This is a genomic window from Yoonia sp. (assembly GCF_965660735.1).
GTDB lineage: Bacteria > Pseudomonadota > Alphaproteobacteria > Rhodobacterales > Rhodobacteraceae > Yoonia.
Window position 1 is genome coordinate 1 of sequence record NZ_CBFIBD010000029.1, and the last position, 17,375, is coordinate 17,375.

General features: G+C 58.4%; 17 protein-coding genes. 7 read left to right on the forward strand and 10 right to left on the reverse strand.

What is annotated here, in order from left to right; all coding sequences use genetic code 11:
• Positions 1–229: 229 nt before the first annotated feature.
• Positions 230–2,110, reverse strand: a complete 1,881-nt coding sequence (locus tag ACTG4B_RS11125; protein ID WP_439155777.1) for a PhoX family protein — start codon at positions 2,108–2,110, stop codon at positions 230–232.
• Between the two features lie 122 nt (positions 2,111–2,232).
• Complete coding sequence (gene parC, locus ACTG4B_RS11130; protein WP_439155778.1) at positions 2,233–4,572, reverse strand: DNA topoisomerase IV subunit A; 2,340 nt, start codon at positions 4,570–4,572, stop codon at positions 2,233–2,235.
• A gap of 81 nt (positions 4,573–4,653) precedes the next feature.
• Between parC and ACTG4B_RS11135 the strand changes: the two genes are divergently transcribed.
• The 5 genes from ACTG4B_RS11135 to ACTG4B_RS11155 all read left to right on the forward strand — a co-directional run bounded on the left by ACTG4B_RS11135 (position 4,654) and on the right by ACTG4B_RS11155 (position 8,166).
• Entirely contained in the window at positions 4,654–5,481 is an 828-nt protein-coding gene (locus ACTG4B_RS11135) for an SDR family NAD(P)-dependent oxidoreductase (protein ID WP_439155779.1), read from the forward strand.
• A 61-nt stretch (positions 5,482–5,542) separates the two neighbouring features.
• Complete coding sequence (locus tag ACTG4B_RS11140; RefSeq protein WP_439155780.1) at positions 5,543–5,749, forward strand: twin transmembrane helix small protein; 207 nt, start codon at positions 5,543–5,545, stop codon at positions 5,747–5,749.
• 3 nt (positions 5,750–5,752) lie between these two features.
• Entirely contained in the window at positions 5,753–6,325 is a 573-nt protein-coding gene (locus tag ACTG4B_RS11145) for a cob(I)yrinic acid a,c-diamide adenosyltransferase (RefSeq protein ID WP_439155781.1), read from the forward strand.
• A gap of 156 nt (positions 6,326–6,481) precedes the next feature.
• Positions 6,482–7,240, forward strand: a complete 759-nt coding sequence (locus ACTG4B_RS11150; protein WP_439155782.1) for an electron transfer flavoprotein subunit beta/FixA family protein — start codon at positions 6,482–6,484, stop codon at positions 7,238–7,240.
• A complete protein-coding gene (locus ACTG4B_RS11155) occupies positions 7,240–8,166 on the forward strand; it encodes an electron transfer flavoprotein subunit alpha/FixB family protein (RefSeq protein WP_439155818.1) in 927 nt (308 codons plus the stop codon). The genes ACTG4B_RS11150 and ACTG4B_RS11155 overlap by 1 nt, the downstream gene beginning before the upstream one ends.
• 52 nt (positions 8,167–8,218) lie before the next feature.
• On the opposite strand, the gene ACTG4B_RS11160 is transcribed toward ACTG4B_RS11155, so the two are convergent.
• The gene (locus ACTG4B_RS11160; protein ID WP_439155783.1) at positions 8,219–9,064 is read right to left on the reverse strand and encodes a DUF6473 family protein; all 846 of its coding nucleotides are present in this window, start codon (positions 9,062–9,064) and stop codon (positions 8,219–8,221) included.
• A gap of 160 nt (positions 9,065–9,224) precedes the next feature.
• Between ACTG4B_RS11160 and ACTG4B_RS11165 the strand changes: the two genes are divergently transcribed.
• A complete protein-coding gene (locus tag ACTG4B_RS11165; protein ID WP_439155784.1) occupies positions 9,225–10,100 on the forward strand; it encodes a 3-hydroxybutyryl-CoA dehydrogenase in 876 nt (291 codons plus the stop codon).
• Here ACTG4B_RS11165 and ACTG4B_RS11170 read toward each other — a convergent pair.
• From ACTG4B_RS11170 to ACTG4B_RS11200, 7 genes are all read right to left on the reverse strand, one after another.
• Positions 10,097–10,981, reverse strand: a complete 885-nt coding sequence (locus tag ACTG4B_RS11170; protein WP_439155785.1) for a lysophospholipid acyltransferase family protein — start codon at positions 10,979–10,981, stop codon at positions 10,097–10,099. The two genes, ACTG4B_RS11165 and ACTG4B_RS11170, sit on opposite strands and share 4 nt — an antisense overlap.
• A gap of 29 nt (positions 10,982–11,010) precedes the next feature.
• Positions 11,011–11,280: an HPr family phosphocarrier protein gene (locus ACTG4B_RS11175; RefSeq protein WP_439155786.1), complete on the reverse strand. Its 270-nt coding sequence runs from the start codon at positions 11,278–11,280 to the stop codon at positions 11,011–11,013.
• Positions 11,277–11,672 (reverse strand): PTS sugar transporter subunit IIA, encoded by a 396-nt coding sequence (locus ACTG4B_RS11180; protein ID WP_439155787.1) that lies wholly within the window; start codon positions 11,670–11,672, stop codon positions 11,277–11,279. The genes ACTG4B_RS11175 and ACTG4B_RS11180 overlap by 4 nt, the downstream gene beginning before the upstream one ends.
• Positions 11,669–12,589 (reverse strand): RNase adapter RapZ, encoded by a 921-nt coding sequence (gene rapZ / locus ACTG4B_RS11185; protein WP_439155788.1) that lies wholly within the window; start codon positions 12,587–12,589, stop codon positions 11,669–11,671. The genes ACTG4B_RS11180 and rapZ overlap by 4 nt, the downstream gene beginning before the upstream one ends.
• Entirely contained in the window at positions 12,586–12,954 is a 369-nt protein-coding gene (locus tag ACTG4B_RS11190) for an HPr kinase/phosphorylase (RefSeq protein WP_439155789.1), read from the reverse strand. The genes rapZ and ACTG4B_RS11190 overlap by 4 nt, the downstream gene beginning before the upstream one ends.
• Before the next feature lie 66 nt (positions 12,955–13,020).
• Entirely contained in the window at positions 13,021–14,757 is a 1,737-nt protein-coding gene (locus ACTG4B_RS11195) for an ATP-binding protein (protein WP_439155790.1), read from the reverse strand.
• Between the two features lie 3 nt (positions 14,758–14,760).
• Positions 14,761–15,462, reverse strand: a complete 702-nt coding sequence (locus ACTG4B_RS11200) for a response regulator transcription factor (protein WP_439155791.1) — start codon at positions 15,460–15,462, stop codon at positions 14,761–14,763.
• A 288-nt stretch (positions 15,463–15,750) separates the two neighbouring features.
• On the opposite strand from ACTG4B_RS11200, the gene ACTG4B_RS11205 reads away from it, so the two are divergent.
• Entirely contained in the window at positions 15,751–17,349 is a 1,599-nt protein-coding gene (locus ACTG4B_RS11205) for a phosphoenolpyruvate carboxykinase (RefSeq protein WP_439155792.1), read from the forward strand.
• Positions 17,350–17,375: the final 26 nt, after the last annotated feature.

Genomic DNA, 17,375 nt, shown 5'->3' on the forward strand with positions numbered 1-17,375 from the left:
CAAAACGGCCCGGTCCAACATCGCGGGCGATGTATTGGGATTTGGGGTGGAAATCAAGTGTATTGGGGGCTTGCTGGCGCAATAACTTGCAGCCGTTGTGGCAGGGCAATCATGGACAGGAACCATGACTGGCGGTCATGATTCGCGTGAAAAGCAAAGGTCGTCCGCGAACGGTCAGAGACGAAAATACGGGGATGGGGCGGGCCGGAACGGCCCGCCCCATTTTAGTTTAGCCGACCAGGGCGTTGTCAGCCCGCTTGACCGCCACGATGGACGACCGCGGCAGCATGCCTTCACCATCGGGGAAAGGTGCCGCCGGGTGCTGGATACCGACGAACATCGTGCGCTTGTCGGCAGACCATGTCAGGCCCGTCACTTCGGACCCGTTGGGCCCTGTCATAAAGCGTTCGATCTGGCCTGTGACCGGATCACCTGCCAGCATCTGGTTGTTCCCCATGCCGGCAAAACCGTCAGCGTTGCTGTCGTCACCATCGGTCTGGATCCACAACAAGCCGGTGCTGTCGAACATCATCCCATCGGGCGAGTTGAACAGGTTGCCTTCGTTGATGTTGTCGGACCCGGCATAGGCATCGTCATGCACGGTCGGATTACCCGCCATGACATACAGATCCCACGTGAAATCGGCCGCTGCGTGATCGTCGCCCGCAGGACGCCAGCGCACGATCTGACCATAGTTGTTTTCATTGCGCGGGTTCGGCCCCTTGGCCGGCGTCCAGTCACCGCCCGCATTCGCACGCACACCGCGACGCGAATTGTTTGTCAGAGCGCAGTAACCTTCAGCGGCGACAGGGTTCACGGCCACCCATTCTGGGCGATCCATGGTGGTGGCCCCGACGCGTGACGCGGCAACGCGGGTAAAGATGGCGATTTCAGCAGCAGACATGCCGGTGGCTTCGGGGGTCAGTTCAACCCAGACGCCGGTCAGGTCGTCGTTGAAGACGGCCACGAACAGCTTGCCATCGTCCAGCAGTTCCGATGTAGGCCCGCCGGGTGTGTAAATGCCGTTCGAGATGTATTTATACATGAACTCGCCGCGTTCGTCATCGCCCATATAGACAACAACGCGCCCATCGGGTGCGATTACGGCAGCAGCGTTTTCGTGCTTGAAGCGGCCAAGTGCACTGTGCTTGATCGGGGTCGAGGTGGGATCGGTCGGATCGATTTCCACGATATAGCCAAAGCGATGCGGCTCATTCGGGTTCTGGGCCGTGTCGAAACGCGCGTCGAACTTTTCATACCCATAGCGGCCTTCGGACCCGATGCCATAGCGGCCATAATGTTCAGGTGCTGCAACGTTGGCGTCGGTGGACCCGAAATAGCCGTTAAAGTTTTCTTCGCAGGTCAGATAGGTGCCCCAAGGCGTCTTGCCCGCCCCGCAGTTGTTCAAGGTGCCCAGCACGGTGGTGCCCGCAGGGTCGGCTGCAGTTTTCAGCAGGTCATGCCCGGCGGCGGGGCCGGTGATCGTCATCGGGGTGTTCTGGGTGATGCGGCGGTTCAGGTCACTGTCCACCACGATGCCCCAGCCATCGGGGCCTTCGGCAACTTCCATGACGGTGACGCCCTGCATGTTTTGCAGGATCAGCGCATCATCGGCACTGGTGGTTTCGCCACCGGTGTGCGGCAGGTTGACGCGGGTGTTCACATATTCATGGTTCACCGCGATCACCTGTCGGCCACCCACAACAAACATTTCCATCCCGTCGGTGTTTTCGCCAAACACCCGGTCAGAGCTGGCCAGATCAATGCCGGTGTCCTGGCTCAGTTCATTTGCATCCGAAAACAGCGGCTCGCCCCATTTGGCGACAGCCTGCCAGGTGTAACCTTCGGGAACATGCACGGTGCTATCAGTCTGGGCAGAAATCGGCGTGAAACCAAAGCGGCTGACGGTCTGCGCCTCGGCAGATGTGCCAGACAACAGGCCCGCGCCCATCACGGCAGCACCCGACCCATAGGCGATCACGCCGGTCAGGAACCCGCGGCGGGAAATTGCAGCCTCGACCACGGCATCGAAATCGGTTGTTTCGGGCGCGGGGCGTTGCAGTTCGTCCCATTCGTCCCAAGACAGATTATAGGTGTCGTTATCTTTCATCACACTGGCTCCTTGCTGGTGAATTCCACCCGTGAAACGCTAGTGCCAGTCCTTTTCAGATTTGTGACATGAGGGCCAATTTTTAACCCAATCGCCGCCCAAAATTCGGGCAGTTTGCGCCGCTATTTAAAACGGTTGTTTTTCGGAAAACCGTAGGGGGGCCGCCTTCCCACACCGGCGCGCGCGGCCTTCCATTCGGACATATCCGGTTCGGTGCGGGTCTTGCCGCCGCCCATCTGCCATGACAGCCCGTCATCCCAGTTGAACGTCGTGATATCGGACAGCCCGCCATCCAGTTCCAGCATCCCCTGCCGTCCGGCGGCGCGTTTGTATTTCTGGATGCGCACGCCCTTGCCACGGCCCATTTCGGGCAGTTCGGTCACCGGGAACACCAACAGCTTGGCGTTTTCAGAAATCACCGCGACATGGTCGCCCGCAATCCGGTGGCACACCTTGGCTATAGTGTCCTTGACGTTCAACACCTGCTTGCCGCCACGGGTCTGGGCCAGCACATCCTCTTCCGGCACGACGAAACCATTGCCCTCGGCAGAGGCCACCAACAGTTTCTGGCCCGGTTTATGGATCAGAATATCGACGATTTCCGCCTCGTTCGGCAGGTCGATCATCAGGCGCAGGGGTTCACCCATGCCGCGTCCGCCGGGAAGGTTGGCGGCGCTGACGGTGTAAAACCGCCCGTTGGCCCCGAACACCAGCAGACGGTCCGTGGTTTCAGCGTGAAAGATGAAACGCGGGCCGTCACCGTCCTTGAATTTCAATTCGCGGGTCAGGTCGATATGACCGGTCATGGCGCGGACCCAGCCCATCTGCGAACAGACCACCGTGATCGGCTCGCGTTCGATCATCGCCTCCAGCGGCACCTCGACCACTTCGGCCGCTTCGGCAAACTGCGTGCGGCGCGCCCCGCCGGCACTGTCGCGGCCAAAAGTCTTGCGGGTGTCGCGCAACTGTTCGGCGATCCGCGCCCATTGCAGATCGTCGCTGTCCAGCAAATCCTCGATACCGGCGCGTTCTGCCATCAGCGCGTCACGTTCGGCGATCAATTCAAGTTCTTCGAGGCGGCGCAAACTGCGCAGGCGCATGTTCAAGATCGCCTCGGCTTGCACCTCGGACAGGGTCACCTCGGCATCTTCTGCCGCAGGCGATCTGTAATCCTTTTCCGATGTGGCACGGATATGATCCTTTGACCAATCCTCGACCATCAACGCCTTTTTGGGGTCGTCATCATAGCGGATGATGTCGATTACGCGGTCCAAATGCAGAAAGGCGATGATGAACCCTTCCAGCACTTCCAACCGGTGATCGATCTTTTCCAACCGGTATTTGCTGCGCCGGACCAACACGTCGCGCCGGTGGTCGAGAAACGCGCGCAACACGTCCTTGAGCGAACACACTTTCGGCGTCAGCCCGTCGATCAGCACGTTCATGTTCAGGCTGAACCGCGTTTCCAGATCGGAATTGCGGAACAGCATCCCCATCAGCACCTCGGCATCGACCGTCTTGGCGCGCGGCTCCAGCACGATGCGGATATCCTCGGCGCTTTCGTCACGCACGTCGGCCAGCAGCGGCACCTTTTTGGTCTGGATCACCTCTGCCAGTTTTTCGATCAATTTCGATTTCTGCACTTGATAAGGGATTTCGGTAACCACGACCTGCCACTGACCGCGGCCCAAATCCTCGATCGCCCATTTCGCGCGCAGGCGGAAGGACCCGCGCCCGGTGCGATAGGCCTCAGCGATGTTTTCGGGTGGTTCGACAATCGTGCCACCGGTGGGGAAATCGGGGCCGGGAATATAGTTTAGCAGCGTATCATCACGGGCGTCAGGTGTCTTGATCAGATGCAGGCAGGCGTCAATCAATTCGTGCAGGTTATGCGGTGGGATGTTGGTTGCCATCCCCACAGCGATCCCGCTGGACCCATTGGCCAGCAGGTTGGGAAAGGTCGCGGGCAGCACGGCAGGTTCGGTCAGGCGACCATCATAATTGTCGCGAAAATCAACGGCGTCCTCTGACAACCCTTCAAGCAGCGCCTCGGCGGCGGCGGTCATCCGCGCCTCGGTGTATCGGGATGCGGCGGGGTTATCGCCGTCGATATTGCCGAAGTTCCCCTGCCCGTCCACCAGCGGATAGCGGACGTTGAAGTCCTGCGCCAGACGCGCCATCGCATCGTAAATCGCGGCATCCCCATGGGGGTGAAAATCACCCATCGTGTCACCCGCGATCTTGGCGGATTTCAGGAACCCCCCGGTGGGCGACAGGCGCAGGCGTGACATCGCATACAGAATCCGCCGATGCACAGGTTTCAGCCCGTCGCGCGCATCAGGCAGCGCGCGGTGCATGATCGTAGACAGCGCATAGGTCAGATACCGGTCACCAATGGCCCGGCGCAGCGATTCTGTCGTTTCGTTTGGCCCTTTTGCGGGCGCACTGCTCTTATCATTCATACCAATGGGTTTAGCTGCGCCGGGAATGGCCGTAAAGGTAGCAAAACACACCGGCCACACGGCAAAGGGCAAAGAACACCCATGACACAAAAATCCATCCTGATCACCGGCTGCTCCTCTGGCATCGGCCTTGACGCGGCACATGGTTTGCGTGCGGCGGGCTGGCGGGTGTTTGCCAGTTGCCGCAGACAGGCGGATTGCGATGCCCTGCGGGCACAAGGTTTCGAAAGCCCCCTGATCGACTATGCCGACCCTGACAGCATCGTGAACGGGCTTGCCGAAGTATTGGAGGCCACAGGCGGCCCGCTCGACGCGCTATATAACAACGGGGCCTATGCCTGCCCCGGCGCGGTCGAGGATTTGCCGGTTGCCGCCCTGCGCGCGATCTTTGAAACCAACCTGTTCGGCTGGCACGAACTGACCCGTCTTGTGATCCCGGTGATGCGCGCGCAGGGGCATGGGCGGATCGTGAATTGTTCGTCTGTTCTGGGGCTGGTCGCGCTGAAATGGCGGGGGGCCTATGTGGCCAGCAAATTTGCTCTGGAAGGGCTGACCGACGTGCTGCGGATCGAAATGACCGGCACGCCGATCAAGGTGATCCTGATCGAACCGGGGCCGGTGACCTCGAAAATTCGCGAAAACGCGATTCCGCATTTCGAAAAATGGGTGGATTGGGAAAATTCCGCGCGCGCAGATGAATACAAGAACGTGCTTGACCGGCTTTATACCGATCGCGGGCCGGACAAATTCGAGCTGCCCGCATCTGCCGTGACGAAGAAACTTTTGCATGCCCTGACATCGCCCCGGCCAAAGGCGCGGTATTACGTCACAACGGCCACCTATCTTATGGGCCTTTTGCGGCGAATACTTTCGACCCGCTGGCTGGATGCCGTGATTTTGCGGGGCTGAGGGTTTCTTTCCCCCGCGTGCCTGCTACATCGGTCAGGAACTTATCGAAGGACCATATGACATGGCTGATGACCCGCTTTTCTGGCTTGTCGCCGTTGCCGTTCTGATCGTGCTGGGTATTTTGTTGCTGGGTATTGGATCATTCGGCAAAGGTGGCGATTTCAACCGCAAAAATGCCAACAAGATCATGCGCTGGCGGATCGGGGCGCAGTTCATCGCGGTTCTGTTGATTTTGCTGTTCGTCTATTTACGCAGACAGGGGGGATAAACCATGGTCGTCTTGAACAAGATTTATACGAAAACCGGCGATCATGGCGATACGTCGCTGGGCAATGGTTCGCGCGTGGCGAAACATTCATTGCGCGTCACGTCCTATGGCACTGTGGATGAAACCAACGCGACAGTGGGGCTGGCCCGCCTGCATGCGACTGGCGACATCGACGCGCAACTGGCCATGATCCAGAACGACCTGTTCGATCTGGGGGCTGATCTGTGCCGCCCCGACATGGAAAAAGACGCCGAGGCCGAATATCCGGTGCTGCGCATTTCCGACAGTCAGGTAGAGCGGCTGGAAAGCCAGATCGACGCGATGACGAAACGGGTGGAACCGCTGCGCAGCTTTATCCTGCCCGGCGGGTCGGCGTTGGCCGCGCATTTGCATCTTTGCCGCACGGTGTCGCGCCGGGCCGAACGGCTGACGGTGGAACTTGCCACCATGGAATCCGTCAATCCGGCGGCGGTGAAATACCTCAACCGGCTGTCTGACTGGTTCTTTCAGGCGTCGCGCATCGCCAACGATGATGGACGCGCCGACGTCCTGTGGGTGCCGGGGGCGAACCGCTAGGGTCGGCGGGTCAAAACCCACCCCACTTGACGTGCGCGTCAAGAACGTGGCGTCCCTGTGCCCTACCGCGTCGATTTTGCACTGTTGTCAGCGCCGCGCAGCGGGTAACAACACCCTCAGAACGCTACGATCAATTTCCTTGGGAGAGAAACGCAGATGAAGGTCATCGTACCCGTCAAGCGCGTGATCGACTATAACGTGAAGGTTCGCGTAAAAGCGGATGGTTCCGGTGTCGATCTTGCCAACGTCAAAATGTCCATGAACCCGTTCGATGAAATCGCCGTCGAAGAGGCGATCCGCCTGCGCGAGGCCGGCAAAGTCGAAGAAGTCGTGGCCGTGTCCATCGGCGTCAAGCAAGCCCAGGAGACACTGCGCACCGCACTTGCCATGGGTGCGGATCGGGCAATTCTGGTCGTGGCCACTGATGACGTGCATACCGACATCGAACCACTGGCAGTTGCCAAGATCCTTGCCGCGATCGTCAAGGAGGAAGACCCCGGTCTGGTGCTGTGTGGCAAGCAGGCGATCGACAATGACATGAACGCCACGGGGCAGATGCTGTCGGCGCTACTGGGTTGGTCGCAGGCAACATTCGCATCCGCAGTGAGCATTGATGGCGATCACGCCACCGTCACACGCGAAGTGGACGGCGGTTTGCAGACCATCAAGGTCAAGATGCCCACGATCGTCACCGTCGATCTGCGCCTGAACGAACCGCGCTATGCATCCCTGCCCAACATCATGAAGGCCAAGAAAAAGCCGCTGGATGAAAAGACACCTGCCGATTACGGCGTCGATGTCACCCCGCGCCTGAACGTCATCAGCACAACCGAGCCGGAAACCCGCAAGGCCGGGATCATGGTCGGTTCCGTGGATGAACTTGTCGAGAAACTCAAAGAAGCGGGGGCTGTATGATGGCTGTTCTTCTGATTGGTGAAGTGACCGACGGCGCGTTGGCTGTCGATGCAACCGCAAAGGCCGTCGCGGCGGCGGTAAAACTGGGCGATGTGACCGTGTTGTGCGCAGGCGCCTCGGCCAAGGCCGCAGCAGACGAGGCCGCCAAGATCGACGGCGTGGCCAAGGTGCTGTGCGCCGAAGATCCGGCACTTGGTCACCGTCTGGCCGAACCAACCGCCGACCTGATCGTATCGCTGGCAGGCGATTACACCCATATCGCAGCCCCCGGCACGACAGACGCCAAGAACGTCATGCCCCGTGTTGCCGCACTGCTGGACGCGATGGTGATCTCCGAAGTAACCGGCATCATTGACGCCGACACATTCGAACGCCCGATCTATGCAGGCAACGCGATCCAGACGGTGAAATCATCTGACGCGATCAAGGTCATGACGATCCGTACCGCCGGATTTGACGCCGCTGGCATGGGCGGGTCTGCGGCTGTCGAGGTCATCAGCGCGGCAGGCAACCCCGGCCTCTCTGAATGGCTCGAAGACAAGGTTGCCGCATCTGACCGGCCCGAACTGACATCGGCTGGTGTGGTTGTGTCCGGCGGTCGTGGTGTCGGGTCCGAAGCTGATTTTGCCCTGATCGAAAAACTGGCCGACAAGTTGAACGCAGCCGTTGGCGCATCGCGCGCCGCCGTAGACAGCGGCTATGCCCCGAACGACTGGCAGGTCGGCCAGACCGGCAAGGTGGTCGCCCCTGATCTTTACGTTGCCGTGGGCATATCCGGCGCGATCCAGCACCTTGCCGGCATGAAAGACAGCAAGATCATCGTCGCCATCAACAAGGACGAGGAAGCACCGATTTTCCAGGTCGCCGACTACGGCCTGGTGGCCGACCTGTTTGATGCAGTGCCGAAACTGACGGACAAGTTGTAGTTTCGGCAATCCGTTCCAGATACAGAAAGGCCCGCCAACATGGCGGGCCTTTTTACATGGAATAAAGGTTGTCCCGCAAGGACGGGATCAAGGCCGCCCCTGCTTCGGCGTGACAGGCGACGCCCAGCATTTCCGCAGCGATGTGGGTCTGGCTTTCCGGAAAGACCATGCCATTCACGCCTTGGGCCAGGGCAGCCTCGGACGGATTGACCACAACGATATCGCTGACCAAAGAGCGCAGCTCTTCGACCATCGACAAATTCACGAACAGCGGGTCTGTTTGCAACTGCCCCGGCTGGCGCGCCCAATGGTCATCGTTCAACGGATCCTCCGAGAACCACAGCAGCGTAACACGCGGCCCGATCTGGTTCAAAAGGGACCGCATGCGCGCCAACCACGCCAGCCGCAATTCACTGACAACGATATCAAATCTATCAGGCGATTTGCTATGCAGCGCACCCAGCATGTGGCGGGTAAACGAAAATTCGGAAAAATCCACATCGTCATAGATTGCCTGCAAAACGGTAGAGGCCGTCAGAAACCGGTCGTTACGTCGCGGGTGCACAGAATAAAACCGGTTCGACAGGTAATTCGCCCCCATCAACTGCACGATCGTCATATCTGCTCGCTGACAAATTTCCATCACAGTGGCATCATTGACGAACGCATCAATCCCGCCATTCACGCAGCCCAGATTTACACAGGTCTGCCGCATCGCCTTTTCCACCAGTGTCGGAAACGGCTTTTCGATAAATTTGCCGTAGGTTTCTGTCCCCCCAACAAAGGCAAGATAAGGTCTGTCCAGCCGTCGGCGCGGCCCCCGAAACAACATGCGGGAATTGCCATAACGGCACGGTGCATAAGACAGTTCAGTCGCTTCGATCACGTCTTGCTTCATTTTTTTCCCCGCGGAATTTGATCTGCTGGCGGATAGATTCGGCGCTTTGCATTGCAAATTTACTAATGCTTGAATTCGTCACTAATTTTCACTGTCTGCGCGCCTTGATGCCCCCCCCTGCAGGGGCCTATGGTGCTTGCAGGTCATTCAGGGGAACAGCATGGCGATCGAGAGAGTAGGCATCGTAGGCGCGGGACAGATGGGCAATGGCATCGCCCATGTCTTTGCGCTGGCAGGCTATGAGGTGCTGCTGACCGACGTCAGCGGCGATGCGCTGGAAGCGGCGACCGCGCTGATCGACCGGAATCTTGAACGGCAGGTCAGCCGCGACTTGATATCAGCAGCAGCAAAGACCGCCGCGATGGACCGTATCGGCACAACGATCACCCTGACCGATCTGGGCCAGACAGATCTGATCATCGAGGCGGCAACCGAACGCGAAACCATCAAGACCGCCATTTTCGAAGACCTCGTGCCCCATCTGAAGCCCGACACGATCCTGACGTCGAACACATCGTCGATTTCCATCACCCGGCTGGCATCCCGGACGGACCGCCCCGAAAAATTCATGGGGTTCCATTTCATGAACCCGGTGCCAATCATGCAACTGGTCGAATTGATCCGCGGTATTGCCACTGATGAGGCGACGTTCAAGACATGCCAGGATGTTGTGGAAAAGCTGGGAAAAACCAGCACCGCATCCGAAGACTTCCCGGCGTTCATCGTCAACCGCATCCTGATGCCGATGATCAACGAAGCGATCTACACGCTTTACGAAGGTGTCGGATCGGTAAAGTCGATAGACACCTCCCTCAAGCTAGGCGCGAACCATCCGATGGGGCCGCTGGAACTGGCCGATTTTATCGGGCTGGATACATGCCTTGCGATCATGAACGTCCTGCATGACGGGCTTGCCGATACGAAATATCGCCCCTGCCCTTTGTTGACCAAATATGTCGAGGCCGGCTGGCTTGGCCGCAAGACGGAACGTGGGTTTTATGACTATCGGGGCGAAACCCCCGTGCCGACCCGTTAAGGTGTTTTGCCAAGCTCCATCGTCACCTTGCGAAGCCACGCCATAAAGGCACGTTGATCAGATACCCGGTCCTTGATGGCATTATGCGCGATGGCATCACCGATGACCGGTTTTTGTGGTTTGCCGCAAGCGTGGACAATTTCATGCAACAACAGCCCCTGACGCAAAGTTGCCGAAACACGGTTGGCGATCTGATACAGGCGCGAATTCGATCCCGGAAAGAAACAGGGCACGATGGATGCGCCTGATTTGCGGATCATCTTGGCGGTGAATACATTCCATTCGCGTTCGATAGCGGGGCCAAACAATGTGTCCGACGACGCTACGACCCCAGACGGAAACAACGCAACAAGCCCGCCATCGCGCAGATGATCCATGGCAGCATGTCGCATATCCACCATCTTTTTCTGCGCATCCGGTTCGTGTGGAAACGGGACGGGGATCATGAACTTGGTGGCGTCTTCGTCGATCCCGGTCAGGATGGACCGCGTGAGGATCCGGTAATCCGTCCGAACGCGCCCGATCAGCTCTGCAAGGATCATGCCATCGACAAGCCCGTGCGGATGGTTGGCCACCAAGACCACGGGGCCTGATTTCGGAATGCGGGCCAACTGGTCATCCGGGGTCAGCAGGTCAATGCCCATCACATCCAGCGCACCGCGCCAGAACGCCTGCCCCTGGAATTTTCCCAACCTCTCGAACTTGCGGGTCATGCGGATCACACTGATCTTACCCGTCAACCATTCTATCGTCCGAATGACATTCCGCTTGGCATTGCTGTCAAAGGTATTCGAATAGGTCAGCGTGCGCCTGTCATAGACGATTGGTGCATCGTCTGACGCGTCAGTCGCGGCGATGGTATCTTTGCTGTTTTCATGCACTCGACGTATCCAATCTGATGTCGCGCCGGTTAATGGTCCTCGCCGAACTTGTCAGCCACCAGCGCGGTGATCGCAGCGGCAAGTGCGTCTGCCTCGGGGCCGCGGGTTTCGACATCAATGTAAGTGCCGATTGATGCAGCCAGCATCAAGAGCCCCATGATACTGTCTCCGCTGGCGGTTTCACCGTCCTTGCTGACGGTGGCGTCGGCATCGAAACTTTCGACAAGCTCAACCAGTTTGGCAGACGCGCGTGCATGCAGCCCCTTGATGTTCTCGATCCGAAGATGGCAGGACGTCATTGCGGCAATCCACCGTTATGGCTGTTGATGTATTTATGAGCGGCGGCGATCGCCGCCTCGACCGCGTCTGGCACGCTGCGGTTACGGGATTTGGCCAGCTTGATCAGCATAGGCAGATTGGCACCGTAAAGAATACGGCGGTTGTCGGGGCTGCACGCCCGCAACGACAGATTGGACGGCGATCCGCCGAACATATCGGTAACAATGACGACACCATCGCCGGTATCGACCGCATCGGCGGCATCGCAGATTTCGGCCTGCTTGGCGCTGCGGTCATCCTCGGGGCCGATGGCAATGCTTTTCATGCCCGGTTGCTTGCCCACGACATGTTCGACCGCCGATAGATATTCACGCGCCAAACCGCCGTGCGCAACGATGACGATACCGATCACATCTCTGGTTCCTTGTCTGACCGCGCTTGCGTGTCGCGTCGTTCCATCTCTCGATGTCGTTTAGATACATGCCATCCGTCCTTCGCAAGGGCAGACGCAAGCCTTTCCGTCACTGCGACTGAACGGTGTTGCCCTCCGGTACACCCGAAACCGATTGAAAGATGCGCCTTGCCTTCATCCTTATGCGCGGGCAGCAGCAGGTCCACTAGTGATTTGATCCGATCGAAAAACAGATCGAACCGGGGATCTTCGGCCACATAAGCCGCCACTGCCGGATCACGTCCATCAAGTTTGCGCAGGGTTTCATCCCAATGCGGATTCCGCAGGAACCGGCAATCGATCACGATATCCATGCCCCGCGGCAAGCCGCGTTTGTAGGAAAACGAATGAATTGTCACACCAAGCTGGCGGCTTTCGCCAGTGCCGAACCACTGGTCGATCTCGGCGCGCAAATCATGTGGCGACAGGCCGGTCGTGTCGATCAGCACATCGGCGCGGGCACGGATCGGGATCAGCAGATCGCGTTCACGCTGGATCCCGTCAAGCGGCGCATCGGACAGCGCCAGCGGATGCCTGCGACGGGTTTCCGAATACCGCCGGACAAGCGCCTCTTCCGCAGCATCCAGATAAAGCACCTGCGCATTTTGATCCGCGCGCGCCGCCAGCTGGTCGATCGTTTCGATCAACGCATTGGTGCCGAAGTCACGGTTGCGCACATCCAGCCCAAGTGCCAGCGGACGGCTGGGCGGCGGACCATCCAGCAGCCGCGGCAGCAGGGACAGGGGCAGATTGTCGATCACCTCATAGCCCAGATCCTCAAGCGCGTTGATCGCCGTCGATCGCCCGGCCCCCGAAGGCCCGGTGACCAGCACCACGGACGCGGGACCGGTTTTTGCGCTAAGTTGCCGTTCGTTCACGCCTCGCTCCACCCTGCCCTGAGAATTTGCAAAATCGCCGGACCAACATGTGGCCCCCGAACCTGACCAATCAAGGGGATTTCGCACCCAAGCAGCGTAACCGTGCGTCGCGCCGGCAGTCTTTGCTGGATTGGCTGATCAAGATCGGCAACCAATACAACTGTTGCCTGTGCAATATTGTCGGCCTTCAAAAGGCCGATGCCACGCGCCTCGATCATGCCGCGGATCGGGGCGGGACAGGTCGCGATCACCTGGTCACCATCGCGCTGCAACAACGTGCGGTCATCAGACACCAGCACGCAGCCCAGCCCCATCAGGATCAACCCAAGGGTAGATTTGCCACGACCTGACTTACCCGTGATCAAGACAGCCCGGCCATCATGCGCAACACAGGTAGCATGGATTGACGGTGACCGGGTCACAACAGCCCTCTAAACCGGCAACCCGACGACAAAACGTGCGCCCAGCGGCTCGGATGCAGCATCTGCATCTGTGGGGCGGATGTTTTCGGCCCAGATCACGCCGCCATGGGCTTCGATGATCTGTTTCGATATGGCCAGACCAAGGCCAGAATTATTGCCAAACTGGTTCTCCGGCCGTTCCGAATAAAACCGCTGGAAAATCTTGGTCAGCGCATCCTCGGGGATGCCGGGGCCTGTATCCTCGACCACGATCAGAACACGATTTTCGCGTCTGCGTGCCCAGATCCGGATGGCATCACCCTTTTCACAGAAAGAAATCGCATTTGTAATCAGATTGACGAACACCTGCGCCAGACGCCCTTCCAGCCCTTGCACAAAAATTGGCTGATTGGGCATATCGGCGACGAAATCAACACCCTTGGCAGCGGCCTCCTTGCCCATGAACTCGTGGATGTTCAAAAGCATCGGGATCAGGTCAAAGGGTTCTTCTTCTTCCTTGACCAATTCACTATCCAGACGCGACGCATTCGAGATGTCGCTGACCAACCTGTCCAGCCGTTTGACATCATGTTCGATCACTTCCAGCAGACGCTGGCGTTGATCATCGCGTTTGGTGGCGCGCATCGTGCCCACTGCAGATCGGAGTGACGCCAAAGGGTTCTTGATTTCATGGGCAACATCAGCCGCGAACTGTTCGTTCCCTTCGATCCGTTCATAAAGCGCCGAGACCATCCCGCGCAACGCGCCGGACAGGCGGCCAATCTCATCGGGGCGGCCAGTCAGGTCAGGGATGCGCACGCGCACCGGCGACATCTTGCGCGCGTTGCGGGCATGGCTTGCCTCGGCTGCGGTTGCAAGATCGGCCAACGGGTTAGCGATTGTTGACGCCAGCACAAGGCTCAGCCCGATACTGATCGCAATCCCTACGACGAACAGGCGCAACACCTGTTCGCGTTCGCGCCGGACAAGGCTGTCCACCTCGCCGGCAGCGGTTGTCACTGCAATGACGCCTACAGGTGTTCCGTTGCGCATGATCGGTGTCGTGACGACAAAACTGGTGTTGCCATCAATCTCCGATGTCTTCAACTGCGTACCCTCGGCAAGGGCGGCACGCACGCTTTCGCGAGACAGGGCGATGCGGCGTTCTTCGGATGTGAGCGCATCATTTCCAAACGGATTCAACTGCGACAGAGCACCCCAGATATTCGCAAGGAAATCAGTTACAAATGTTTTGCCGGTTTGCAGCTCCAGCTCTTGTATTTGTGTTATGCCCAGCCGCCCGGTTGCGGTGGCCACCAAGGTTGCATCCGTGGCGAAAACCGACACCTCGACACCGCCACGCAGGTTCAGCCCGGCCAGCGTAGCGGTCGGGTTGATCCCATCGGCCGTGACCAGATTGACGGGTGCGACCTGCGGCAGTTGCGCCTCGAACACATCGGCGATCAACTGTGCCTCGTTTATCAGGCCGTTGGCCCGCTGATAGGCAAGACTGTCGCGCGACGGGTTCAGGAACAGGACGCCTGAAATCAACAGGATCAGCGCGATCAGGTTGATCGTGACGATCTTGCGCGCGATAGGTGAGTGACGCAGAGCAAGAAGCCCTCGCTTGGGCTGCACCTCGACGTCATGTCCGTATCCCAGCACGTCAGGCGAAACCCAGTCATCCCCCAGCACAAGGTCAGGCGTGCGTGCTGCCGCGCGCACCGACTGAAGGTCGCGCACGTCAATCTTCGGGGCAGCTGTCATGCCCTACTCTTCGTTGTAGCGGTACCCAATACCATAAAGCGTCTCAATCGCTGAAAACTCGTTATCCGTGTTACGCATCTTTTTGCGCAGGCGCTTGATGTGGCTGTCGATCGTGCGGTCATCCACATAGACCTGATCGTCATATGCCACATCCATCAACTGATCGCGGCTCTTGACGAACCCCGGGCGCTGCGCCAGCGCCTGCAACAACAAAAACTCTGTTACTGTCAGCGATACATCGCGGCCCTTCCATTTGACCGCGTGGCGCAAGGGGTCCATCACAAGTTCCCCGCGCACCATGACTTTCGTTTCTTCGGTCTCCTCGATCTCTTCACCCGCAATCGCATCCTGCCTGCGCAGCAATGCGCGGATTCTTTCCACCAAGAGCCGTTGTGAAAACGGCTTTTTCACATAATCATCCGCACCCATGCGCAGACCCAGCACCTCGTCGATCTCATCATCCTTGGATGTCAGGAAAATCACCGGCATGGAGGATTTCTGACGCACGCGCTGCAACAGATCCATACCGTCCATCCGTGGCATTTTAATGTCCAAAACGGCCATGTCGGGCATCCGTTTATTGAATGCCTCAAGCGCGGAGAGCCCGTCGTTGTAGGTTTCAACCTCGAACCCTTCGGCCTCTAGTGTCATCGACACCGAGGTCAGAATGTTTCTGTCGTCATCAACCAAAGCAATTCTGGACATGCGGTATTCCTCAATGCGGGGCGTATCTGTGCGATTTCCCCAGAGTTTTCATCTTTTTAGGGCTGCGAATCAATCCCTAACTGTTGTTTCGCCTTTTTATTGCCGCATTTGGTGCATTTTAGACCAAAGGCCGCCTGATACTCCCATATATCGCCGCAGCTATGGGAATTGGTTACGCTAACAGTCACTTGGTTGCGCTAACTGTGCCAAACCGGTCTATCCGCACTGCCGGACATGGTGTTAAAGAAAGTATCCTATACCTAAAGGCCATGCACAAGGAGCAAACCCATGGACCACGGACCGGTCAACCCGAAGATGAAACTTGATGATCAAGGCATCACAGGGCTGGGTACAGTGTATTACAACCGCACTGAAGCCGCGTTGCAGGAAGCCGCAGTCGCGGCGGGTGAAGGCGTGAATGGTAAAGGTGGCACATTGCTTGTCGCGACTGGCAAACACACCGGACGCTCACCCAAGGACAAATTCGTCGTGCGGACGCCTTCGGTCGAAGATTCGATCTGGTGGGAAAACAACGCACCGATGGAACCTGAAAAGTTCGACGTGCTGTACGCCGACATGCTCGCACACATGAAGGACGGCAGCTACGATGTGCAAGACCTGTTCGGCGGTGCCGACCCGGCGTATCGGCTCGATGTGCGGGTCGTCACGGAACTGGCATGGCACGGCCTGTTCATCCGCCACATGTTGCGCAGACCCGAGACATCGGAACTGGAATCCTTCGTTCCCGATTTTACCGTCATCAACTGCCCCACCTTCAAGGCAGACCCCGCCAAACACGGGTGCCGGTCCGAAACCGTGATCGCGATGAATTTCGATGCCAAGCTTATTTTGATCGGCGGCACGGAATATGCGGGCGAAAACAAGAAATCTGTATTCACCCTGCTGAATTACCTGTTGCCTGAAAAAGGCATTATGCCGATGCACTGCTCGGCCAACCATGCAACGGGCAATCCGGTGGATACAGCTGTGTTCTTTGGCCTGTCCGGCACCGGCAAGACCACGCTGTCCGCTGATCCGTCCCGCACATTGATCGGCGACGACGAGCACGGTTGGTCAGATCGCGGCACCTTCAACTTTGAAGGCGGTTGCTATGCCAAAACCATCGGGCTCGACCCCGAGGCAGAGCCGGAAATCTACGCGACCTGTTTCATGCCCCACACGGTGATCGAAAACATGGTCTACGATCCCGAAACGCTGGAACTGGATTTCAACGACGACAGCCTGACCGCAAACATGCGCTGCGCCTATCCGTTGCACTATATCCCGAACGCATCGGAAACCGCACTTGGCGGGCACCCCAAGAATATCATCATGCTGACCTGTGATGCCTTTGGCGTGTTGCCCCCTATCGCGCGGCTGACACCGGCGCAGGCGATGTATCATTTCCTGTCGGGCTTCACCTCCAAGGTGGCAGGCACCGAACGCGGCGTAACGGAACCAGAGCCTACGTTCAGCACCTGTTTCGGCGCACCTTTCATGCCGCGCCGTCCCGAGGTGTATGGCAATCTGCTGCGGTCAAAGATCGCAAGCCACGGCGCGACCTGCTGGCTGGTCAACACCGGCTGGACCGGTGGCGCTTATGGCACCGGTTCGCGGATGCCGATCAAGGCGACCCGCGCACTGCTGGCAGCCGCACTGGACGGCACCCTGATCGAAGGCACGTTCCGCAAGGACCCGAATTTCGGCTTCGAAGTTCCTGTTGCAGTCGATGGCGTGGATGATGGCCTGTTGGACCCGCGCAGCACATGGGCCGATCAGACCGCCTATGATGCGCAGGCACAAAAACTCGTCACGATGTTCAGCGACAATTTCGAAAAATACGTCCCCTTCATCGATGACGACGTCAAGGCAGCCGCTATCGGCTGATCGATCGGTGTGGGTGGGTGAAAACC